This is a genomic window from Pseudomonas sp. RA_105y_Pfl2_P56, from assembly GCF_963970845.1.
GTDB lineage: Bacteria > Pseudomonadota > Gammaproteobacteria > Pseudomonadales > Pseudomonadaceae > Aquipseudomonas > Aquipseudomonas baetica_A.
Genome location: NZ_CAXAPL010000029.1, coordinates 56826 through 78191 on the forward strand (window position 1 = coordinate 56826; position 21366 = coordinate 78191).

The window sequence follows — 21366 nt, forward strand, 5'->3', positions numbered from 1 at the left end:
GCAAGCGAAAACCCAGCGTTTTCCGAGTAGCCCAAGCCTGAGAACAGGACTTATATGTACGTATACGACGAGTACGATCAGCGGATCATCGAGGACCGCGTCAAGCAGTTCCGTGATCAGACCCGACGCTATCTGGCAGGTGAGCTGAGCGAGGAAGAATTCCGTCCCCTGCGCCTGCAAAATGGCCTCTACATCCAGCGTTTCGCGCCGATGTTGCGAGTGGCAGTGCCTTACGGCCAACTGACTTCGCGTCAGACCCGCATGATGGCCAGGATTGCCCGCGACTACGACAAGGGCTACGCCCACATCAGCACACGACAGAACGTGCAGTTCAACTGGCCGGCGGTTGAAGATATCCCGGACATCCTGGCGGAACTGGCCACGGTGCAGATGCACGCGATCCAGACCAGCGGCAACTGCCTGCGCAACGTCACCACCGACCAGTTTGCCGGCGTCGCTGCCGACGAAGTGATCGACCCGCGCCCATGGTGCGAGATCGTGCGTCAGTGGACCACGTTCCACCCTGAATTCGCTTACCTGCCACGCAAATTCAAGATCGCCGTCAACGGTTCGACCGCTGACCGCGCAGCCATTGAAGTGCATGACATTGGCCTGGAGCCAGTGCACAACGAAGCTGGCGAACTGGGCTTTCGCGTGCTGGTCGGTGGCGGCCTCGGTCGTACGCCGGTCGTCGGCGCGTTCATCAATGAGTTTCTGCCCTGGCAGGACCTGTTGAGCTACCTCGACGCCATCCTGCGGGTCTACAACCGTTACGGCCGTCGCGACAACAAATACAAGGCGCGGATCAAGATCCTCGTCAAAGCGCTGACCCCTGAAGTATTTGCGCAGAAAGTCGATGCCGAAATGGAACACCTGCGCGGTGGCCAGACTACGCTGACCGAAGCCGAACTGCATCGCGTCGCCAAGCACTTCGTTGACCCGGACTACAAGGCGCTGGACAACCAGTCTGCCGAACTGGCCGCGCTGGACAAAGAACACCCCGGGTTCGCTCGCTGGCGCACCCGCAACACCCTCGCGCACAAAAAGCCGGGTTATGTGGCCGTGACCCTGTCGCTGAAACCGACCGGCGTTGCCCCGGGCGATATCACCGACAAGCAACTCGATGCCGTCGCCGATCTGGCCGAGCGCTACAGCTTCGGTCAACTGCGCACCTCCCACGAGCAGAACATCATTCTGGCCGACGTCGAGCAGAGCCAGTTGTTCACCCTGTGGGGCGAGCTGCGTGAAGGTGGTTTCGCCACGCCGAACATCGGCCTGCTGACCGACATCATTTGCTGCCCTGGCGGTGATTTCTGCTCGCTGGCCAACGCCAAGTCGATCCCGATTGCCGAATCGATCCAGCGCCGCTTCGACGACCTCGATTACCTGTTCGACATCGGTGAACTGGACCTGAACATCTCCGGCTGCATGAACGCCTGCGGTCACCACCACGTCGGCCACATCGGCATCCTCGGGGTGGACAAGAAAGGTGAGGAGTTCTATCAGGTTTCCCTCGGCGGCAGCGCCAGCCGGGATGCGAGCCTGGGCAAGATCCTCGGCCCGTCCTTCGCTCAGGAAGCCATGCCTGACGTCATCTCGAAGCTGATCGACGTTTACGTTGAACAACGTACCGAAGACGAGCGCTTCATCGACACCTATCAGCGTATTGGCATCGACCTCTTCAAGGAACGCGTCTATGCAGCGAATCATTAAGAACAACGAAGTCGTCGACGAAACCTGGCACCTGTTGCCGAAGGACTTCAACATCGACGAGATCAGCAACTGCGACGATCTGATCGTTCCACTGCAACTGTGGCGCGAACACAGCCGCATGCTCAAGGCACGCGACGGCGGCCTGGGTGTATGGCTTGATGCCGACGAAGAGGCCGAGGAAATAGGTCCTGACGTGGCCGAGTTCCAGGTGATCGCGCTTAACTTCCCGGCGTTCACCGACGGGCGCAACTACTCCAACGCACGCCTGCTGCGTGACCGTTACGGTTTCAAAGGCGAACTGCGGGCAATTGGCGATGTGTTGCGTGACCAGTTGTTCTACATGCACCGCTGCGGTTTCGACGCCTTTGCCATACGCCCGGACAAAGACCCGTACGAAGCGCTTGAAGGCCTCAAGGATTTTTCGGTGACCTATCAGGCGGCCACTGACGAACCCCTGCCGCTATTCCGTCGTCGCTAAACCTGCGGGTTTGCCGCAGACATAAAAACGCCGGTCAATGACCGGCGTTTTTTATGCGCGACTGTTTTACCAGAAACGTTGCTGGGTCAGACGACTCCACCAGCTCAACAGCACGCGATCCACCGAACCGCTGGCCGCCATGCCGATACGCTCTTGCAGGCTTTTACGCTCGGCGTAGTGCAGGTGGTAGACCTCGGCCTGTCTGGCCTTCTGCGCGAGGTATTCGTCGCTGGTCTTGAGTTCATCAACCAGTTGCTTGTCCAGCGCTGCAACACCAAGCCAGACTTCACCTGTGGCCACTTCATCGATCGCCAGTTGCGGACGATAGCGAGCGACAAAGTTCTTGAACAACTGATGGGTGATGTCCAGGTCTTCCTGAAACTTCTCGCGGCCCTTCTCGGTGTTTTCGCCGAACACGGTCAGGGTGCGTTTGTACTCACCGGCGGTCAGCACTTCAAAGTCGATATCGTGCTTTTTCAGCAAGCGGTTGACGTTGGGCAACTGCGCGACCACGCCAATGGAGCCAAGGATGGCGAACGGCGCACTGATGATCTTGTCGCCGATGCACGCCATCATGTAGCCGCCGCTGGCCGCGACCTTGTCGATACACACGGTCAACGGCACGCCGGCTTCACGAATACGGGCCAGTTGCGAGGAGGCCAGACCGTAGCTGTGGACCATGCCACCACCGCTTTCCAAACGCAGGACGACTTCGTCCTTGGGTGTGGCGAGTGTCAGCAGCGCGGTGATTTCATGACGCAGGCTTTCGGTGGCCGAAGCCTTGATATCGCCGTCGAAATCCAGCACGAACACCCGTGGTTTGGCTTCGGGCTTTTTCTTCTGCTTCTTCTCGCTTTTCTCGGACTTGGCCTCACCCTTGCGCAAAGCCTTGAGTTGATCCTTGTCGAGCAGCGTTTGCTCAAGGCGCTCACGCAGGCCTTTATAGAAATCATTGAGCTTGCTGACCTGCAACTGACCTGCCGACTTGCGCCGCCCCTTGCTGCGCAACGCGGCAAAACTGGCGAGCACTACCAGAATGGCGATCACCAGCGTGACGGTCTTGGCCAGGAAACTGGCGTATTCGGTGAAAAACTCCACAGAGACTCCTTAAAACAATGCGCGGACGTGAAACACACGCGGGATGGCGCCAGCATACCCATGCGCCGGCTCCTCGACCAGCCGTGAAACCTCTGGCAACACGCCTGTAACGGGCATTTCAAACAAGCGTATGTTTTTTCATTGACAGCACCCCATCATCCTCATAACCTCGCCAAACCTTCAACGTACCGGGATGACGCGGACGTGGGCAGTATCTATTTGATTCGACATGGCCAGGCCTCCTTTGGTGCAGACGACTATGACGTCCTGTCACCGACCGGCGTGCGCCAGGCAGAAGTCCTCGGCCAGCACCTCGCTGAACTGGGTATCCGCTTTGACCGCTGCCTCGCGGGTGACCTGCGTCGCCAACAGCACACGGCCACCAGCGCGCTGGAACAATTCACCGCGCAAGGCCTGTCGGTACCGATGCTGGAAACCGATTGTGCCTTCAACGAATTCGACGCCGACGCCGTGATCCGCGCCCTGCTCCCGGCCATGTTGCCGGACGAACCGGAAGCGTTCGACATCCTGCGCAATGCCGCGCAAAACCGCGGCGAGTTCCAGCGCATTTTCGCCTTGATCATTGAGCGGTGGCTGGCCGGCACTTACGACCCGCCGGGGCTGGAGAGCTGGCTGGGCTTTGTCGAACGGGTTCAGGCCGGATTGCACCGAATCCTCGAACAAGCTGAAAAAAATCAGAAAATCGCCGTGTTCACCTCCGGCGGCACCATCACCGCACTGCTCCACCTCATTACGCAAATGCCTGCGAAACAGGCCTTTGAATTGAACTGGCAAATCGTCAACACCTCGCTCAACCTGCTGAAATTCCGCGGTCGCGAGGTGGCTTTGGCTTCCTTCAACAGTCATGCACACCTGCAACTGTTGAAGGCCCCGGAACTCATCACCTTCCGCTGAGTCCGGATTACTGTGAACCTTGCTGTAATCAACCTGCTCTTATTACCCAAGAAAGGATCGAACCATGACCTCCGTAGCTGATGCCGTACAAGCAATGAAAGCCAAGTTCAACCCAGCCGCTGCTGCCGGTCTGGACCTGGTCTTCGGTTTCCGCATCGACGAGACCAAGAACTTCTCGCTGATCGTCAAGGACAGCACCTGCGAGCTGCAAGAAGGCGAAAACCCGGACGCCCAGGTCACTCTGGTGATGGACGGCGAAACCCTGGAAGGCATCGTCGACGGTTCGACCGACGGCATGCAAGCATTCATGGGCGGCAAACTGCGCGCTGAAGGCGACATGATGCTGGCGATGAAACTGTCCGAACTGTTCCCGTCGTAAGACTACGATTCGGAAAAAACAAATCCCGCCTTGGTGGCGGGATTTGTCGTTTCAGGGTCAATGGATGCCGGCGGCGTCCAGTGCCTTGAAGACCTGCCGATCAGCGACCTGGGGCCCACTGTCGGGGTACATCAACTGGACGCCGCCTCCGGGGAGGATTTCACCGGTTTGCGCATCACGCGCGAAGGTGATGACATACCGCTCCCCCTGATACTTCAAGTAGATATTGTAATAATCCTGCGGCTGATCCGGTGCTGCGAAAGCACTGTAACGAATGAACGCAGTGTTCACATTCAACTACCAGCCCTTAACGGCGCAGGCTCTGAGTCTCGTCCAGTTCCTTGAATATCCGCACGTAATGCGCATCGGATTCTTGGTTCGGATAAATCAGTTTTGCACTGTTTTTATCGATCAGCTCTCCCGTTTGCGCATCTCGGCTGAAGGTGATGACAAACCGTTGATTTCCCAGATTCAGGAACAGGTTATAGAGATCGACTGGCTTGTCCGGCTTGTCGAACTTGCTGATCCAGTACCTGACACGCCCAGTCAGATCCGGTGGGTCGTTGATAAGCGAGTCGGTATTGACCTGGGGAAAGTCATACTCAAGCGCCACCCCTGCGATGGCGACGAGGTCATCGTTCATGTTCGCCGTAACCGGCAGAGGTTTATTGCGCAGCATGCTTTCGGCGCTTGCTTGGGCCGGGGTTCCCATGAGACGGCGGCTGTACATTCCGCTTGTAAACCAGCGAGTGGCGTCGAAACGATTATCGTCTGGACTCCAGATGCCGTAATACATCATTACTTTCGAGGACATTTCGTCTTCCTTGCCAACGAGATATAGACCCATCAAAACCGCGACGGCCAATAGCCCGATCGCACGAAAAACCGTTGTTTTTTTTATAGTTGAGGTCATTTGGCTGGTTTGTATTCGCACAGCTTTTTGGGAACGCCATCCGGTGTATTGCCAGATCGTACGCCATGGACAGCCCCTTCAGCGTCCAGGGGATATCCGAGTGTGTCGTTGCAATGTTCCCGTCCTTGAGCTTGTTTCAACAGCGCGGCATCTTTCTCGCTCAATGTTTTGACAGGCGGCACAGGCGCCCGCTCATTCGGCAACTGAGCGGCGGGATCTTTGCTGGTGGTGCGGTGGGCTGTCAACCGACGCTGGTAATCACTGAGATTCTTGCGGTAGGCACGGCTGGCGGCCTTGTCCGCTTCCTGCTTGGTCGGTGCCTGCTCCACCGCGGCACGATCTTCGTTGGTTCCATAGGTCTGGTCATACAGACTGCGCCGAGGAAATGCCCACACGGTTGTTCCAGTGGCATCAGCCATTATTTGCGCCAGACTGAGTTCAAAGTGCGGGTCTTCATTTTCCGCTACCTTCACGCTCGCGTTGATCCCTAATCCGGTTCGGCATGCGTAGGAATAGATCTTCGCGCCATAGGCGAACGCGTCAGGCGTAAACATGCGAGCCTGGGCATCACGTAATCGGTAGCTGTCACGTTTGTCCAGCTCGTACCCCAGTTCTATGCTGCCTACAACGCCGTGGGAAAAGAAATCCATTTGCTTGATTTCCCGACCTCTGCGTTTTCGACTCGCGACAAAATCAACCAACTGCGAAATTGAATCGTACTCGCGATACTCGGCACCATAACCCTCGGTCACGATCTTTTTGACTTCAGCCAACAGATTTGGGTCGTACTCATCCTTGAAGATCAGAAATGCCCGTTGAATAGAGTAACTCGGCGTAGACGGTGGATAGCTTTTGAGCTGACGTATGCCCTGGTTGATGAAGTTCATCATGTTGCCCCGCTGGCCACGAATATTCGCGATAAAACCCAGGTAGGACGCTCCCACTACCGTCACATAGTCCTGCGCCAGAGTCCCCTTCACTTGCGTCGTCGCGTGCTGATCGTTCGTCTGGCCCTGATTTTTTTTTGGAGTTGCCACGTAAAACCTTCCTTAGTAAGCGATACCCAGAGCATCCAGGTGGGCGGCGGCTTCCTTACCCCATTGCACGACAATGGAGGTCGGATCGGCAGTGAACACGCGTACGGCGTTGCCGTGGTTGTCAGTGTGGCCGACAAGGCGTTGGCCGTCTCCGGTTTCGATGCAATAGAGCATATCGGGAATCGCCTCGCCGGTGGTTTCATCAACCAGTTGGAAGCGTTCGCTGTGTTTGGGCACAGTCACGATAGGAGTGAAGGGTGCGGCGCCGACTTGAGTGCCCACGAACACGTCGCCAGAGCCGGTGATGATCATACCGCCATGGGCGGTGCCACTGCCGAGAAACGCAATGGGTTGGCCATTGATCAGGATGTTGCCGATTCCTTCGGTGACCGAATCACCGCACGCCGTTGTGTCTCCGACACGCAGCACCGGCATGCCGTTGATATTCACGTTGGGCGAACCGCTGGTGCTTGGGTTGGTACCGTGACCGGTCACCGGACAGGCATTGAGATCGCTGAGTCGAGCGGCTGGTTTTGCCATCGTCTACTTCCTTGTATTGGCTAGGGCGCGGAATGTACCGGATCTATACCAGGGATAAAAGTCTGTCGCCGCGTATAAAGGCCGAATCTGGCGTAGCGAAGGATGCCGCCAGCAACTCACGGGTATAGGGATGGGCCCGGCAATCGCGTCCGAACCTTAGATCCTCGAGCCGCCGCTGCTGAGGATTTCGTTACGCTCAATCACCGCCCCGGTCAACGCACTGCCATCGTCCAAAGTGAAATCACGTCGTTCAGCAGTATCGGTCACCAACTCCCCTGCATCCGGCAACCCGCCGTAACGCCGCCCGAGCAACCCGGCCAGCAGCACAATACCGAGCACACTCAAACTGCCGCTGATAAATCCACGACTGCTCGACGCCGCATTGAGGCTCTGCAGCAGACGGTTGCACGGCAACCAACGCAAAGTCGGATCGCACAGCAGGACCAGACTTGCGCCCATTTGTTCGATGACATGCGGATGCTAAGGATCGGCGGTACGCAAGACATCGAATGCAGCGCACGAGGCTCACGAATGGGAGGCCGGTAGTGCCAAGACCCGTAAAAAGAAGACGCTTCGTCGCCTCGCAAAAGATTGGCTGACAGAACGTTGACCTCGATCACTGGCGCACGGGCGAGACTGATTAATCTTCCGGCTCCATCGAAGGCCAGGGAAGGCTCACCGGGAGCCTGCGGCTGATCCCATTCAAGGAAGAACTCTCATGCGACCACTCAACATCATTCTGCTGTCGTCGGCATTCAACGGTTTGACTCAACGCGCCTGGCTGGAACTGCGTCAGGCCGGACATTCGCCCAGCGTCGTGGTGTTTACCGACGACGCTTCGGTGTGTGAACAGATCGAACGCAGCGGCGCGGATCTGGTGATCTGTCCGTTCCTCAAGGACCGCGTGCCGCCAGCGCTTTGGCGTAACACCGAACGTCCGGTGGTGATCATTCATCCGGGCATCGTCGGCGATCGTGGCGCCAGTGCGCTGGACTGGGCGATCACCCATGAGCTGTCGAGCTGGGGCGTGACCGCGTTGCAAGCGGTTGAAGAGATGGACGCCGGCCCGGTCTGGGCGACCTGCGAATTCAATCTGCCGTCGGGCTTGCGCAAGTCCGAGCTGTACAACGGTCGGGTCAGCGATGCGGCGATTCGTTGCATTCGCGAGGTAATCGAAAAATTCGTCGAAGGTTATGCGCCAGTGCCGCTGGATTACACCGACCCCAAAGTGCGTGGGCGTTTGCAGCCGAACATGAAACAGATCGACCGAAGCTTCAACTGGCACGACTGCGCGCGCTTCATCAAGCGCTGCATCGACGCGGCGGACGGCCAGCCCGGCGTACTGGCAAGCTTGGCGGGAGGTCAGTATTACGTGTACGACGCGCACCTGGATTCGCGCACGGGTCTGCCCGGCGAAATCCTCGCCGTGCAGGACGATGCCGTGCTGGTCGCGACCGGCGATCAGAGCCTGTGGATCGGCTCGCTGCGGCGCAAACCGCAGCCTGGCGAAGAAACTTTCAAGCAACCGGCGCGACATGTGCTGGCCGGGCAATTGGCCGATGTGCCGACGCTCGACAGCTCGATTGCCACCCAGCCATTCAGCGACGCGGCCTATCAACCGATTCGGTACCGCGAATCCGGGCATGTCGGCGAACTGACCTTCGAGTTCTACAACGGTGCCATGAGCACCGAGCAATGCCAACGCTTGGTCCAAGCGCTGCGCTGGGCCAAGTCCCGCGACACTCAGGTGTTATTGATCAAGGGCGGACGCGGGAGTTTTTCCAACGGTGTGCATTTGAACGTGATTCAGGCCGCGCAGGATCCGGGGGCTGAAGCCTGGGCGAATATTCAGGCAATCGATGATGTCTGTGAGCAATTACTGACGGCGCGGCAACTGGTGGTCAGCGGCGTAACGGGCAGTGCTGGCGCCGGTGGCGTGATGCTCGCGTTGACGGCCGATATCGTCTTTGCCCGGGCCGATATCGTGCTCAATCCGCATTACAAAAGCATGGGGTTGTACGGCTCCGAATACTGGACTTACAGCCTGCCCCGCGCCGTTGGCCCGGCGATGGCCGAGCAACTGACTCAAGCCTGCCTGCCGGTCAGTGCCCACCAGGCCCTGCAACTGGGTATGGTTCAGGAGATCGGCCCGCGTTGCCCGGATGAGTTTTCGCTGTGGCTGCTGCAACGGGCCAACAGCGTTTTGAGCGACCCGACCTATGCCGCTGTGCGTGAACGCAAGGCCCGGGTTGATCAGGTGCTGATCCAGCAATGCCGTGAAAGCGAGCTGCAGGAGATGCAGGAAGACATGCTCTACAACCGCAGTGGTTTCGCCGAGAAATGCGCCCATTTTGTTTACAAGCGCAAGGCGTGTGGCACGCCGGCGCGGCTGATCGCGGATTGGGCACGGGGGCGTGAAGTTGAGCTGACGGACTGATCGTCACCGCCCGCCACGGCCTCATCGCCGGCAAGCGAGCGCTCACAGATATCAAACCGTGGCCGCGACCCTAATGGCGATTGAACGATGACGCAGTGTAGAGGCTGCACATACAATGCGCCCACCTCAAACACTGGCCCGCCCATGGACATCGACCTCGCCCGCACCTTTCTGGAAATCGTCCGCCACGGCAGCCTCGCCGCGGCGGCGCAGAAGCTGTTCGTCACACAAACGGCAATCACCGCCAGGGTGCAGAAACTCGAAAGCCAGTTGGGCAGCACCCTGTTCGTGCGTAATCGGGCCGGGGCGAAACTGACGCCCAACGGCGAGGCCTTTGTGGTCTACGCCAATCAACTGGTGCAGACCTGGGAGGCCGCGCGCCGCGACTTGCCGCTGCCCGAGGGTTATCACAACGTGCTGCACATCGGCGGAGAAGTCAGCCTGTGCAATCCGTTGATGCTCAGTTGGGCTGCCGAACTGCGCGAGAAAATTCCCGGGCATGCGTTGCGCATGGAAATCCGCGACGGCGAAAACCTGCTGCGCCAACTTGAACTCGGTGTGCTCGACGCGGCGCTGGTCTATCAGCCCGAATACTGGCCGGGGTTGCAGGTCGAGCAGGTGCTGGAAGAAAAGCTGATCCTGGTGCGCGCGCCTGATCGCCCGGATCCCTACGTCTACATCGACTGGGGCCCGGATTTTCGCCGCCAGCACGATGCCGCTCTGCCGGAAAAAGCCAAAGCCGCGCTGAGTTTCAACCTCGGCCCTCTGGCCCTGCAATACATCCTCGAACACGGTGGCAGCGGCTACTTCCGCACTCGCGTCGTGCGCACCTACCTGGAGAGCGGCGCCCTGGAGCCGGTGACCAAAGCCCCTGAATTCGGTTACCCGACCTATCTGGTGTACTCGCGCGATCGCGACTCGGCGACGCTGCAACAAGCCTTCAATCTGCTGCGCGAAGTGATTCGCAACGATGACGACTGGTCGCAACGCTGGAACCCACTGAGCTGAGGCGGCCGCTTTACAGCCGATCATGGCGCATGTGCCCCAAGGTCTGGCCTGCATAAACGAGCGGATCGGCTAATCTGCCGGGTATGACAACGATCCCCGCAGGTGACGCAGTGAGGCAGACCACCGAGGCATTTCGCAGTCGCTACCGTGCGGCGATCCATCCGCTTTACAACCCGTGGTTGCATGGCGCCTTCGTGCTGCTGTTCGGCGTACTGGCCATCGGCATGTTCTGGAGCAATGTGCAGCAGGTGCAACCGCTGCAATGGCTGACCGTGCCGCTGACCCTGCTGTTCTTCAATTTCGGCGTGTACAGCGTGCATCGCCATCTCGGCCACCATAAAAAAGCCTTCGCGAAAATGTTCTACGCCCGACATGCGGGCGATCATCACAGTTTCTTCACCCCCGGCCACATGACCTACGACAGTGCCCGCGACTGGCGGGTGATTCTGTTCCCGGCCTGGCTGATCGTCATTCACACGCTGTTCATCACCCTGCCGGGGTGGTGGCTGCTCGTGCAGGCCAATGTCAACGTTGCCGGGCTGTTCGGCGGCTGCATGGTGTTCGGTTATCTTGCCTACGAGGTGTTTCACGCCTGCGAGCATCTGCCGCCGGACAATCCGTTGACCCGGCTGCCGTGGATCCGCCAGATGCGTCGCCTGCACGAATTGCATCACCGCCGCGAGCGCATGCAGGAATGCAACTTCAACATTGTCTTGCCCTTGATGGACTACTTGTTCGGCACCCTTTACTGGGAGCCGGAAACCGCCCCTTTGAGCCATTCGAGAATGCCCATGACGCGCCTGCAACACCCGATCGATATCGCCGGTGAACCGATTGCCGTGCTGGCCTACGCTGCCAGCGTCAGCCGCTGGCCAGAGTGGCACCCGTCTTCGCTGAAAATCAACGGCCCACAGGGCCCCCTGCATGCGGGTTCGCACTTCGAGGAGGATATTCATGCGGGTGGGCGGCCAGGTCACTTGAGCTGGGAAGTCACGGAGTATCTGCCCGGTCGGCGCTGGTGCGCGCAGGCGCACGGTGATCACGGGTTGTCATTGTTGCTCACTTACGAATGCTCGACCGAAGGCAGCGGCACACGGTTTGTGCGCACCCTGGAGTATCGCTTCGAGGGTCTGGGCATGCGCATCGCCAATCAGTTGCTGCTCAAACGCCGTATTGGTCGCGAGTCGGCTGCGTCGATGCTCGCGTTACGCGACATGGCCACGCAATACATTGCATCGGCGAGGGCAAGCGCATGAAGTTGGGACATGGGTTGATGCTGCTGATCATTCTCGTTTTCGTGTTTTTGTTGCTGATGCCCACCCGGGTTGAGCCGGTTGCCTGGAAACCACAGGCCGCGCCATCGCTGACCAACGGAATCTACGCCGAAAACCAAAAACTCAAAGGCGTTGCACAGGTTGGCCCGAGTGACATCGAAGGGCCAGAGGCGCTGCTGCTGGAAGGTGACTTTTTGATCACTGGATTGCATGACGGTCGGCTGATTCGCAGCAGTCTCGACGGTCAGGAACGCCAAGTGCTCGCAGATACCGGCGGACGCCCCTTGGGTCTGGCCCGACATCCCAACGGTTTGCTGGTGATTGCCGACGGCGTCAAAGGTTTGCTCTCGCTCGATGCACAAGGGCGCTTGATTGCCCTGGCGACAGCCGCCAATGGCCTGGCGTTCGGTTTCACCGACGATGTGGCCATCGACCAATCCGGGCATTACGCCTACTTCAGTGATGCCTCCAGCCGTTGGGGTTATGGCCATGACGGCGAGGCGATTATCGAGCATGGCGGTGACGGACGTCTGTTGCGCTATGACTTTCAGACCGGCAAAACCAGCGTACTGCTGGACAAACTGGAGTTCGCCAACGGCGTGACCCTCGGCCCGGATGACGCCTATGTATTGGTCAACGAAACCGGCGCTTACCGCATCAGCCGCTACTGGCTGACCGGGCCCAAGGCCGGCACCCATGACCTGTTCATCGACAATTTGCCGGGGCTGCCGGACAACCTCGCCTTCAACGGCAGCGACCGGTTTTGGGTGGCGCTGTACGCACCGCGCAATCCCTTGCTCGATGGCACTGCCGGGTATCCGCTCGTACGCAAGATGATCGTGCGAGCGCTGACCGTGTTGCCCAAACCGGTGGAAAAGCGCGGGTTTGTGCTGGGGCTGGATCTGGACGGCAAGGTGATTGCCAATCTGCAGGATGCCAGCAGCGGTAATTACTCACCGATAACGACGGCGCGCGAGTATGGGCCGTGGTTGTATTTCGGGTCGTTGAAGGCTTCGCATATGGCGCGTTTGCCCTTGGCAGATGCGCTCAAATGAGCCCGCATTAAAGGCACTGGACTGACTGACGCTATCGCTGGCAAGCCTGCTCCCACGCGGTTTGTGAAACATCGAAAATCATTCGATAACCACAAACCTGTGGGATCGGTCATGGGGCACCTCGCAAGGAGTCGTTGAATTCGGACTCTGAACATTCGAGGTGCCGGGCGTGGTTGTCGTTCCAGTCAATCTACAACCGTAGGTCGGCGGATCAGGACGGGGGCTGCAAATGGCTGACGATCTCGTCCTTGACCTTCAGGCGCTTCTCTTTGAGTTTTTTCAGTTCATCGTCGCTGGGGGCATCCGAGGTGGCCGTTTCGGCCTTGACCACATCGGCATCAGCCTGGGAATACTTGTTGATCAGTGAATCCAGTCGTGGATCCTGGGTGCGTTTTTGCTGGATCTCTTCCTTCGTGCAACTCAAGTCCTGAAACAGGTCATGGGGAACCGGCATGGAACACCTCCATCAGTTGATCGGGAGGCCAGCGCGACCGATTGCGCTGACCCGTTATCAGAATGGCCTTGGTTGAACGCTTCTGTCGACCACCTGTCAGACCAGCGGCGCCCGTTCGTCGCCCTGTCGCTATTGCGATAAAGCCTTTGCTCGTTGCGCGCCCTCAATCGCCTGTCGCTCAAAAAACTGTGGCCGGTGGCCTGAAGCGATGAGGCCATTGGAGACGATACATTTAACGACTCATGGCGCGGGCAAGGAATGGCGCAGTCCGGCTCTTCTTGCTCGCCGCGACTTTTTGCGGCGTACCCGCCGCAACAATCTTGCCGCCCATATCCCCCGCCCCCGGGCCGATGTCGATCACCCAGTCGCTCTGCGCGACCACGCGCATTTCATGTTCGACCACGATCACCGTGTGCCCCGCCGTCACCAGCGCATCCAACTGCTCCAGCAACCGATCGACATCGCGCGGGTGCAATCCGGTGGTCGGTTCATCCAGCACATACAAGGTGGCGCCACGCTGGTTACGCTGCAACTCGGTGGCCAGTTTGATCCGCTGCGCCTCACCGCCGGACAGTTCCGTGGCTGGCTGCCCCAGGCGCAAATAACCCAGACCGATGTCGCGCAGCACCTCCAGTGAACGCCGAATGCCCGGTTGCTCGATGAACACGCTCACCGCCTCGTCGACAGTCAGTTGCAACACCTGAGCGATGCTCAAGCCTTGCCACATTATCGCCAGCGTCTGCGGGTTGTACCGTGCGCCATGACAGGTCGGGCACGGTGCATACACGCTGGGCATGAACAGCAATTCGACACTGACAAAGCCTTCCCCCTCGCACGTCGCGCAACGACCCTTGGCGACGTTGAAGGAAAACTGCCCGGCGTCATAACCCGCCGCCCGCGCCTGGGGTGTCGCGGCGAACAGCTTGCGCACGTTGTCGAATAACCCGGTGTAGGTCGCCAGATTGGAGCGTGGCGTGCGACCGATGGGTTTCTGATCGACTTGCACCAGTCGCTTGATCGAATCCAGTCCGGCGCTGACGTGTCCGCCGCTGACCTGCGGTGCGTCGTCTTCGAGGGTGAGTGCTTCCGACTCGTGATCAACCGTCGGCCGCCCCAGTTGCGCGCCGACCAGTTCCAGCAACGCCTGACTGACCAGACTCGATTTTCCGGAACCGGACACGCCCGTCACCGAAGTGAAGCAACCCAAGGGAAACTCGGCGCTGAGATTGGTCAGGTTGTTGCGGGTGATACCGTCGAGTTTCAGCCACGCTGTCGGCTTGCGCGCCGTCCGCGTCTGCCCTTGCGCTTGGGCAAACAGATAGGCGCGCGTCTGCGACTGCTCAATGGCGGCCAACCCCGCCGGCGGGCCGCTGTACAACACTTGACCACCCTGCTCTCCCGCCGCCGGCCCGACGTCAATCAACCAGTCGGCTCGGCGCATGGTTTCCAGATCATGCTCGACCACAAACAGCGTGTTGCCCTCGGCTTTCAAGCGCTGCAAGGCTTCGAACAAGGCCTCGCCGTCCGCCGGGTGCAAACCGGCGGACGGTTCGTCGAGCACGTAAATCACGCCGAACAATTGCGAGCCCAGTTGCGTGGCCAGTCTCAGGCGCTGCAACTCCCCGGACGACAAGGTCGGCGTGCTGCGATCCAGCGCCAGATAACCGAGGCCCAAATCGCTCAGGGTACTGACCCGCTCGAGCAAGTCCTCGGCAATACGCTGCGCTGCCAGGCGTTTTTCCAGGGACAGGTTCGGGGTGTGCCGCACATCCGGCGCGCTAGTGTGTCCGCTGGCGCCGTGGGCTACACGCTGCTGACGGGCCTCGCGAGTCTGCGCATGGCTCAGGGTTTCGCCGCGCTCTTCAGCGCGATCCAGATAGCTGGCTGCCGCCACCGGTTTCAGCACCTCGGCCACCTTCAACAACGGCATCTGCGACAACTCGCCGATGTCATACCCGGCGAACGTCACCGACAACGCCTCGCGCTTGAGGCGTTTGCCCTCACACAGAGGACAAGGACTGCCGAGCATAAACTGCGAAACACGCTTCTTCATCAGCGCACTTTGCGAGTGGGTAAATGTGTGCAGAATGTAGCGCCGGGCGCCGGTGAACGTGCCTTGGTAACTCGGCTCTTTCTTGTGCTTGAGGGCGAACCGGGTTTCTTCCGGGGTCAGCCCGGCGTACACCGGAACGGTTGGGGTCTGTTCGGTAAACAGAATCCAGTCGCGCTGCTTTTTCGGCAGTTTGCGCCACGGGATATCGACGTCGATGCCCAGGGTCACGAGGATGTCGCGCAGGTTCTGGCCTTGCCACGCCAAGGGCCAGGAAGCCACCGCGCGCTGGCGAATGGTCAGGCCAGGATCAGGCACCATCAAGGCTTCGGTGACTTCATACACCCGGCCGAGCCCATGACACTCGGGGCACGCGCCCTGTGGCGTATTGGGCGAAAAATCCTCGGCATACAGCATCGCCTGCCCCGGCGGATAACTGCCGGCACGCGAATACAGCATACGGATCAGGCTCGACAACGTGGTGACGCTGCCCACCGATGAACGCGTGCTCGGTGTACCGCGTTGTTGTTGCAGCGCCACGGCAGGTGGTAGGCCTTCGATGGAGTCGACATCCGGCACGCCGACCTGATCGATCAGGCGCCGCGCATACGGCGCCACTGATTCGAAATAACGCCGCTGGGCTTCGGCATACAACGTCGAGAACGCCAGCGATGACTTGCCCGACCCCGATACTCCGGTGAACACCACCAAGGCATCGCGGGGAATGTCGACGTCAACGTTCTTCAGATTGTGTTCACGGGCACCGCGCACCCGAACCATGCCGGTGGTTGCCTTGGAGGTACGCTTGGAAGTCATCTGCCTGCCTTGGTAATGGAATGTTCAAGCTCAGCCACTGAGCACGTCACGAATCATCTGCAACAATGCGTCCGGGCTGTAAGGCTTGCTGAGCAAATGCGTGTCGGGGCTCAATTGGTGATTGCGCGAAATGATGTCGCGGGTATGCCCCGAGGCGAACAACACCGCGACCGGTGGCGTCTGCACCTTGGACCAGGCAAACAGATCGGAGCTTTTGATCAGCCCCGGCATGACCACGTCAGTGAAAATCAAGTCCACGTCGCAGCCTTCGAGCAACATCTGCATCGCCACGTCGCCATTGCCGGCGGTCAGCACGCGATAACCTTCCTCGCGCAGCAACTCGACCGCCGAAGCGCGCACAGCCTCGTTATCCTCGACCACCAGAATCGTCTCGTGACCACCCCTCAGCTGACTTTCGATGTTCGGCGCTTCTTCGCGGATCGGTCGCAGGCTGCGCGCAAAGTACAACTGCACGCATGTCCCCTCACCTGGCGTACTGTCGATCTCGACATGCCCGCCACTCTGTTTGACGAAACCGAAGACCATGCTCAGGCCCAGCCCCGTGCCCTGACCGTCAGCCTTGGTGGTAAAAAACGGCTCGAACACTTGCTCCAGCATCTGTGGCGGGATGCCGGGCCCCGTGTCGCTGACCGCGACCCGGACAAAGTCACCGGGGGTGATGCCCTTACCGACACAGAACTCGCCATCGAGAGCAACGTTGGACGCACTGAGCACAATGGTGCCCTCACCCTTCATCGCATCCCGTGCGTTGATGGCCAGATTGAGAATGGCGTTTTCCAATTGATTGCGGTCGACATTGATGTGCCACGGTGCTTGCGGCAGTTGCACATCAATCTGAATGGTTTCGCCCAGCGCCCGCTGGAGTAATTCACCGACACCTTCGAAAATCTGCTGCAGGTTGCACACCGCCGGTGACAACGGCTGACGCCGGGCAAACGCGAGCAATTGCGAAGACAATTTGGCCCCGCGCTCGACCGCCGCCAACGAAGCGCTGACCCGACGCTGCACGTTGGCGTTATTGGGCTCATGGCGAGCCAGCAAATGCAGATTGCCGGCGATCACCTGCAACAGGTTATTGAAGTCGTGAGCGACGCCGCCGGTCAGCCCGCCGATGGATTCCAGTTTCTGTGACTGGCGCAACTGCTCCTCGGCGGCCAGTCGCGCACCGACTTCATCGGCGACACGCTGCTCGAGGTTGCGGGTGAATTTGAGCAGGGATTCCTCGGCAATCTTGCGTTCATGAATATCGATCAACACGCCGGGGAAGCGAAACGGCTCACCCTGCTCGTTGAATTCGCAGGCTCCACTGGCCAGTACCCACATATAACTGCCGTCCGGACGCAAAACCCGGTATTCGGCGTTGTACGGCTCACCGGTCTGCAATACCTGATTGACCCGCTCCTGCACCCAGGCCAGGTCATCAGGGTGAATCCTGGCATCGGTGAGCGCCTGAGGCACATCGGTCAGATCCTGATCCGCCGGGTACGAGAACGTCCGAGCGAAACGCTCATCCGCCGATAACACATCATTGCGCACATCCCAGACAAACGAGCCGAGCAAGGCACCGGCATTGAGCGCCAGACGCACCCGCTCATTATCAGCGCGGTAAGCGTCTTCAGCGGCCTGGCGCAAACGCTCGGAACGCATGAACTCCGTGGTATCAACCACTATCGCCATGACCCCGGACGGCACCCCTTCATCGTTGGCGACAGGGCTGTAATACAAATCCAGGCAGACTTCTTCGGGAATGCCATCACGCAGCAGCACCATGTCCTTATTGCGAAACGACAAGGTGCCACCGGCCAGACAGGTATCGACGACATGGCGGTTGAACTCGGCGACTTCCGGCCAGCCCAGCTCCACCGGTGAGCCCAACAAAAATGGATGGCGGCCACCGGCAAACGTCGAATAGGCGTCGTTGTAGATCATGTAGCCAGCACGGCCCCAGAGCATGACCAACGGCAACGGCGACGCCAGCATCATTTGCACGGTGCTGCACAGGCTGGCGGGCCATGTCTCCAGCGGCCCCAGTTCGGTTTGACGCCAGTCGAACGCGCAAATGCGTCCGGCCATTTCGCCTTTCCAACCTTCACAACCGTGGCTATCGGATAAAAACTGCATCGCCTGACTCGGTGTCCTGTGGTGGTTGCCCGATCAATCACTACGCCCAAACGACGCGGCGTCCTTGTGTTTCGAGCATCGCAGGTCGTATTGGTTTCATAAGAGGTATAGCCGGTTTCATAGCCTGCTCAGGTTCAAACCCCGATCAGATGTTTCAGCGGGTGATAGCCCGTTTTCATCTTGGCGGCAACGTCGAGAATCGCTTTCTCGATACCGTTCAGGTGCACGCACGTCAACTCGATCGCGGCGCTCTGATCGCCGGCCTCGATGTACTCGATCAGGCGCAGGTGTTCGTTGTCGCGGCAGGCTTCGTGGCTGTCGTCGTCCAATGCGGCGATGTACAGGGAGGCACGGGAAATCAGCTTCTGAAACCAGTCGAGCAGTACCGGGTTATTCAGGCTGCGTGCAAGTTTGAGGTGGAACTCACCAAGCAGATGAATCAACCGCTCGTGGTCGCCGGCTTCATGGGCTTGATCTTCCAGCAACAAGTGATCGCGCAGCACCTGCATCGCCGCAGCGTCCTTGCGTCGACACAGCTCGGTGACAATACCGATCTCGATCAGGCGGCGGGTTTCGAACAGCGAGCGAATTTCTTCGTTGCTGGGCAACGACACCGATGCCCCTTTGTTGGGTTCGGTGGTCACCAGGCCCTCGGCTTCCAATTGCTTGAGCGCGGCCCGCACTGAGGTGCGGCTGACATTAAATAATTGCGCGAGCGAGGCCTCGCCCAGTTTCATTCCCGGACGCAGTGAGCGCTTGCAGATCGCCTCGTAAACCCCTTGGTAGACGCGGTCGACCGTGGTTTCCAGTTTCTTTTCGGTCACTCCAAAGCTCCTTCATTGCTGGCAACGCTGCCGTGGCGCATGAACCGTGGCGCAGAATATCGCCTTCGGCCCCAAGATGCAGGCTCTTGATGGCAAGTCGTGACCGGGGTGGCTCGAGAAATGTCCGGGCAAAAAAAATCGCAGCCTGCGGCAGTGGCTTGGAAAAGTCATCCCAAGGCGTTGCCGCAAGCTGCGATCTTTTGACGTTCGCGGTTAATCCGTGCCGTATTTCGGCGAGCGTGGTCCGTACAGCAGGCCTGCCGGGTGCCCGGCTGACAACAGACGATTGCTCGCCACACCGGCAATCGGGTAACCAGCATCGGTCGAGCTGTTGATGATCTGCTTCACTGCCGCCGTGATCAGCATGCCGATCAGGCCACCGCCGCCGTTATTGTTGCCCTCTTCGCTCGACGCCCGAGCGGAGCCGGTCCACAGTGTGATGCCGGATTTCAAGTCGACCAGTTTCGCCGTCGCAGTGACTGCGGTTTCGCTGCTGATCACCATGTAACGCGTACCGTACTCGGTCACGGTGATGTACAGCGCCGCATCCGCACCAAAGATTTCCTTGAGCTTGTTGGGCGGTGCCTGATGGATATCGTCTGGCGTGGTCAGGCCGTTCTGACGGAACGTCTCATCAACCAGCGCGATCGGCAGTACGTAGTAACCGGCTTCCGCCAGCGGGAACGTCACTTGCGACAACAGGCTGTACGACGCCTTGACGTCCGGCGAGGTGTTCAGCGGCGGCAGCACCAGAATGCTCTTCGGGCGCGCTTGTTTGTACGCCGAATAATCCACGGTCTTGGGTTTTACGCAGCCACCAAGCATGCTCAGCGCCAGCACGCCCACCAGCAGCTTCACCGCACGCGGGATCATTTCGCATCTCCGGTCTTGGCGTTTTTAAGCAGAAAATCCATGTACGTGCCGGACTCTGGGAACAGGGTCTTTTCGGTACGGAACTGCTGCACCATCTGATCGTCTTTGCCCATGCTCAGGTACAGCAGACCGAGGTGCGCGTGGTATCCCGGTGGCACGGCCTTACCCGTGGAACGGATCTTCTGCAAATCGGCTTCCAGTGCTTCTGCCTGGGCTTCTTTCGGTGTTTCGCTCTTGAAGTACTCGTAGACCTGGGGTTCGTAGCCTTCCCACTGGTACAGGGTTTGCGGGCTGCTGCAACCGGCCAGCAGAGCGCTGGCGGCCAGCGTCAGGGCCATCAGCGACCGCGACAAAGTCAAATTCATTGGATGTTGCTCCTTGCAGTGGGCGTCAATCAGTTGCCCGGTTTCCAGGCACCGGCGTTCATGCCATCAACCAGACGATTGATCGCCTCGCGCATGGCCAGATCCAGGACTTTGCCGTTGAGGGTGGAGTCATAAGCAGCGGTGCCGCCGAAACCGATGATTTCGCGGTTGGACAAGGCGTACTCGCCGGCGCCCTGGGTCGAATAGACCACTTCGGAGGTGCTGATGTTGACGATATTGAGGTTGACCTTGGCGTAAGCGATCTGGGTCTTGCCACGACCAAGAATGCCGAACAACTGGTGGTCGCCAATCTCTTTGCGACCGAATTCGGTGACGTCACCGGTGACCACATAATCGGCGCCTTTGAGACGCTGAGCCTGGCCCTTGATCGCGGCTTCCTGCTGGATTTCGCCCATGTTGTCGCGATCGAGCACGGAGAAACGGTTGGTCTGCTGCAAATGCGTGATCAGGATGGTCTTGGCCTGACCGCCGAGACGGTCGACACCGTCGGAGAAGATCCCGCGCATGTAGCTGGAGCGATTATCAAACTTGCCCACCGCCATCGGCACGCGAACGCCAGTCCAGACTTGAGTGGCGCTTTCTACCTTGGCCACCGGCAGCGCGCGGGAGCTTTCGGTGGCGCAACCGGCCAGCGTGCCGGCGATGGTGCCAAGCACGGCGATTGCAACGCCTGAGACCAGCATCCGGGAGATCATTCTCACTGAATATTCCTTCTTGAAAAACGGTGTGTCCCGGCACGGTAACGTGATGGGGCGCGGAAAAGGGGCCGCATTATGACAAAGTGCCATCATTGATGACAGATTTTTTTGACGCCAATGGATTGGCCAATCCCCGCATACCAAAACAACTGTGGGAGATTCTATGGTTCATGCCTAGCCCCTAAACCGCTTTAGGTGAGTATTCGCTCTGGTTTTTCAACAGAGCAAATACCACCCGGGCAAGCTTGCGGGCTAGTGCGACCAGTGCTTGGGTAG

Annotated in this window: 21 protein-coding genes; 8 read left to right on the forward strand and 13 right to left on the reverse strand. The window is 59.2% G+C overall.

Features of this window, described 5'->3' with window-relative positions; genetic code table 11:
- The first annotated feature begins 54 nt into the window (after positions 1-54).
- Both AACY11_RS19435 and AACY11_RS19440 read left to right on the forward strand, forming a co-directional pair.
- Positions 55-1713 (forward strand): nitrite/sulfite reductase, encoded by a 1659-nt coding sequence (locus AACY11_RS19435; RefSeq protein WP_339432922.1) that lies wholly within the window; start codon positions 55-57, stop codon positions 1711-1713.
- Positions 1697-2191: a DUF934 domain-containing protein gene (locus tag AACY11_RS19440; protein ID WP_339432921.1), complete on the forward strand. Its 495-nt coding sequence runs from the start codon at positions 1697-1699 to the stop codon at positions 2189-2191. The genes AACY11_RS19435 and AACY11_RS19440 overlap by 17 nt, the downstream gene beginning before the upstream one ends.
- A gap of 66 nt (positions 2192-2257) precedes the next feature.
- On the opposite strand, the gene sohB is transcribed toward AACY11_RS19440, so the two are convergent.
- A complete protein-coding gene (sohB, locus tag AACY11_RS19445; RefSeq protein WP_339432920.1) occupies positions 2258-3289 on the reverse strand; it encodes a protease SohB in 1032 nt (343 codons plus the stop codon).
- Positions 3290-3493: 204 nt separating this feature from the next.
- Between sohB and AACY11_RS19450 the strand changes: the two genes are divergently transcribed.
- Both AACY11_RS19450 and AACY11_RS19455 read left to right on the forward strand, forming a co-directional pair.
- Entirely contained in the window at positions 3494-4204 is a 711-nt protein-coding gene (locus AACY11_RS19450; protein ID WP_339495548.1) for a histidine phosphatase family protein, read from the forward strand.
- Between the two features lie 64 nt (positions 4205-4268).
- Positions 4269-4583 (forward strand): SCP2 sterol-binding domain-containing protein, encoded by a 315-nt coding sequence (locus AACY11_RS19455; RefSeq protein WP_103302367.1) that lies wholly within the window; start codon positions 4269-4271, stop codon positions 4581-4583.
- 57 nt (positions 4584-4640) lie between these two features.
- On the opposite strand, the gene AACY11_RS19460 is transcribed toward AACY11_RS19455, so the two are convergent.
- The 5 genes from AACY11_RS19460 to AACY11_RS19480 all read right to left on the reverse strand — a co-directional run bounded on the left by AACY11_RS19460 (position 4641) and on the right by AACY11_RS19480 (position 7532).
- Positions 4641-4874: a hypothetical protein gene (locus AACY11_RS19460; RefSeq protein ID WP_339464514.1), complete on the reverse strand. Its 234-nt coding sequence runs from the start codon at positions 4872-4874 to the stop codon at positions 4641-4643.
- 16 nt (positions 4875-4890) lie between these two features.
- On the reverse strand, positions 4891-5397 hold the full coding sequence (locus AACY11_RS19465; protein ID WP_339432918.1) for a hypothetical protein: 507 nt from the start codon (positions 5395-5397) through the stop codon (positions 4891-4893).
- A 95-nt stretch (positions 5398-5492) separates the two neighbouring features.
- Positions 5493-6533 carry a hypothetical protein gene (locus AACY11_RS19470; RefSeq protein ID WP_339495549.1) on the reverse strand — a complete coding sequence of 347 codons (1041 nt, stop codon included), beginning with the start codon at positions 6531-6533 and terminating at the stop codon, positions 5493-5495.
- 12 nt (positions 6534-6545) lie between these two features.
- The gene (locus tag AACY11_RS19475; RefSeq protein ID WP_339432916.1) at positions 6546-7073 is read right to left on the reverse strand and encodes a PAAR domain-containing protein; all 528 of its coding nucleotides are present in this window, start codon (positions 7071-7073) and stop codon (positions 6546-6548) included.
- A gap of 156 nt (positions 7074-7229) precedes the next feature.
- Entirely contained in the window at positions 7230-7532 is a 303-nt protein-coding gene (locus AACY11_RS19480; RefSeq protein ID WP_339495550.1) for a hypothetical protein, read from the reverse strand.
- Positions 7533-7791: 259 nt separating this feature from the next.
- On the opposite strand from AACY11_RS19480, the gene AACY11_RS19485 reads away from it, so the two are divergent.
- The 4 genes from AACY11_RS19485 (at position 7792) to AACY11_RS19500 (ending at position 12847) form a co-directional block, all read left to right on the forward strand.
- Positions 7792-9510 (forward strand): hydrogenase maturation protein, encoded by a 1719-nt coding sequence (locus tag AACY11_RS19485; protein ID WP_339495551.1) that lies wholly within the window; start codon positions 7792-7794, stop codon positions 9508-9510.
- Positions 9511-9654: 144 nt separating this feature from the next.
- Positions 9655-10518 (forward strand): LysR family transcriptional regulator, encoded by an 864-nt coding sequence (locus AACY11_RS19490; protein WP_339432913.1) that lies wholly within the window; start codon positions 9655-9657, stop codon positions 10516-10518.
- Positions 10519-10628: 110 nt separating this feature from the next.
- Positions 10629-11774 carry a sterol desaturase/SRPBCC family protein gene (locus AACY11_RS19495; RefSeq protein ID WP_339432912.1) on the forward strand — a complete coding sequence of 382 codons (1146 nt, stop codon included), beginning with the start codon at positions 10629-10631 and terminating at the stop codon, positions 11772-11774.
- Entirely contained in the window at positions 11771-12847 is a 1077-nt protein-coding gene (locus AACY11_RS19500) for an SMP-30/gluconolactonase/LRE family protein (RefSeq protein WP_339495552.1), read from the forward strand. Before AACY11_RS19495 ends, AACY11_RS19500 begins: the two co-directional genes overlap by 4 nt.
- Positions 12848-13058: 211 nt before the next feature.
- Here the strand turns inward: AACY11_RS19500 and AACY11_RS19505 are convergent, their stop codons facing one another.
- From AACY11_RS19505 to AACY11_RS19535, 7 genes are all read right to left on the reverse strand, one after another.
- Positions 13059-13301, reverse strand: a complete 243-nt coding sequence (locus AACY11_RS19505) for a DUF465 domain-containing protein (RefSeq protein WP_221732752.1) — start codon at positions 13299-13301, stop codon at positions 13059-13061.
- A gap of 232 nt (positions 13302-13533) precedes the next feature.
- A complete protein-coding gene (locus AACY11_RS19510) occupies positions 13534-16167 on the reverse strand; it encodes an excinuclease ABC subunit UvrA (protein WP_339495553.1) in 2634 nt (877 codons plus the stop codon).
- A 30-nt stretch (positions 16168-16197) separates the two neighbouring features.
- Entirely contained in the window at positions 16198-18309 is a 2112-nt protein-coding gene (locus tag AACY11_RS19515; RefSeq protein WP_339495554.1) for a hybrid sensor histidine kinase/response regulator, read from the reverse strand.
- A 134-nt stretch (positions 18310-18443) separates the two neighbouring features.
- The gene (locus AACY11_RS19520) at positions 18444-19133 is read right to left on the reverse strand and encodes a GntR family transcriptional regulator (protein WP_221732756.1); all 690 of its coding nucleotides are present in this window, start codon (positions 19131-19133) and stop codon (positions 18444-18446) included.
- 213 nt (positions 19134-19346) lie between these two features.
- On the reverse strand, positions 19347-20006 hold the full coding sequence (locus AACY11_RS19525; RefSeq protein WP_339432908.1) for a DUF799 domain-containing protein: 660 nt from the start codon (positions 20004-20006) through the stop codon (positions 19347-19349).
- A complete protein-coding gene (locus AACY11_RS19530; RefSeq protein WP_339432907.1) occupies positions 20003-20371 on the reverse strand; it encodes a DUF4810 domain-containing protein in 369 nt (122 codons plus the stop codon). Before AACY11_RS19530 ends, AACY11_RS19525 begins: the two co-directional genes overlap by 4 nt.
- A 29-nt stretch (positions 20372-20400) precedes the next feature.
- A complete protein-coding gene (locus tag AACY11_RS19535; protein WP_221732772.1) occupies positions 20401-21087 on the reverse strand; it encodes a CsgG/HfaB family protein in 687 nt (228 codons plus the stop codon).
- Positions 21088-21366 lie beyond the last annotated feature (279 nt).

What these genes read in the sequence shown, in the direction of transcription:
- AACY11_RS19530 (WP_339432907.1), bottom strand. Translation starts at nt 20,371, where the DNA reads ATGAATTTGACTTTGTCGCGGTCGCTGATGGCCCTGACGCTGGCCGCC.
- AACY11_RS19515 (WP_339495554.1), bottom strand. Translation starts at nt 18,309, where the DNA reads ATGCAGTTTTTATCCGATAGCCACGGTTGTGAAGGTTGGAAAGGCGAA.
- AACY11_RS19510 (WP_339495553.1), bottom strand. Translation starts at nt 16,167, where the DNA reads ATGACTTCCAAGCGTACCTCCAAGGCAACCACCGGCATGGTTCGGGTG.
- AACY11_RS19485 (WP_339495551.1), top strand. Translation starts at nt 7,792, where the DNA reads ATGCGACCACTCAACATCATTCTGCTGTCGTCGGCATTCAACGGTTTG.
- AACY11_RS19435 (WP_339432922.1), top strand. Translation starts at nt 55, where the DNA reads ATGTACGTATACGACGAGTACGATCAGCGGATCATCGAGGACCGCGTC.
- AACY11_RS19525 (WP_339432908.1), bottom strand. Translation starts at nt 20,006, where the DNA reads ATGATCCCGCGTGCGGTGAAGCTGCTGGTGGGCGTGCTGGCGCTGAGC.
- AACY11_RS19465 (WP_339432918.1), bottom strand. Translation starts at nt 5,397, where the DNA reads ATGTCCTCGAAAGTAATGATGTATTACGGCATCTGGAGTCCAGACGAT.
- AACY11_RS19475 (WP_339432916.1), bottom strand. Translation starts at nt 7,073, where the DNA reads ATGGCAAAACCAGCCGCTCGACTCAGCGATCTCAATGCCTGTCCGGTG.
- AACY11_RS19535 (WP_221732772.1), bottom strand. Translation starts at nt 21,087, where the DNA reads ATGATCTCCCGGATGCTGGTCTCAGGCGTTGCAATCGCCGTGCTTGGC.
- AACY11_RS19500 (WP_339495552.1), top strand. Translation starts at nt 11,771, where the DNA reads ATGAAGTTGGGACATGGGTTGATGCTGCTGATCATTCTCGTTTTCGTG.
- AACY11_RS19480 (WP_339495550.1), bottom strand. Translation starts at nt 7,532, where the DNA reads ATGGGCGCAAGTCTGGTCCTGCTGTGCGATCCGACTTTGCGTTGGTTG.
- AACY11_RS19490 (WP_339432913.1), top strand. Translation starts at nt 9,655, where the DNA reads ATGGACATCGACCTCGCCCGCACCTTTCTGGAAATCGTCCGCCACGGC.
- AACY11_RS19505 (WP_221732752.1), bottom strand. Translation starts at nt 13,301, where the DNA reads ATGCCGGTTCCCCATGACCTGTTTCAGGACTTGAGTTGCACGAAGGAA.
- AACY11_RS19455 (WP_103302367.1), top strand. Translation starts at nt 4,269, where the DNA reads ATGACCTCCGTAGCTGATGCCGTACAAGCAATGAAAGCCAAGTTCAAC.
- AACY11_RS19440 (WP_339432921.1), top strand. Translation starts at nt 1,697, where the DNA reads ATGCAGCGAATCATTAAGAACAACGAAGTCGTCGACGAAACCTGGCAC.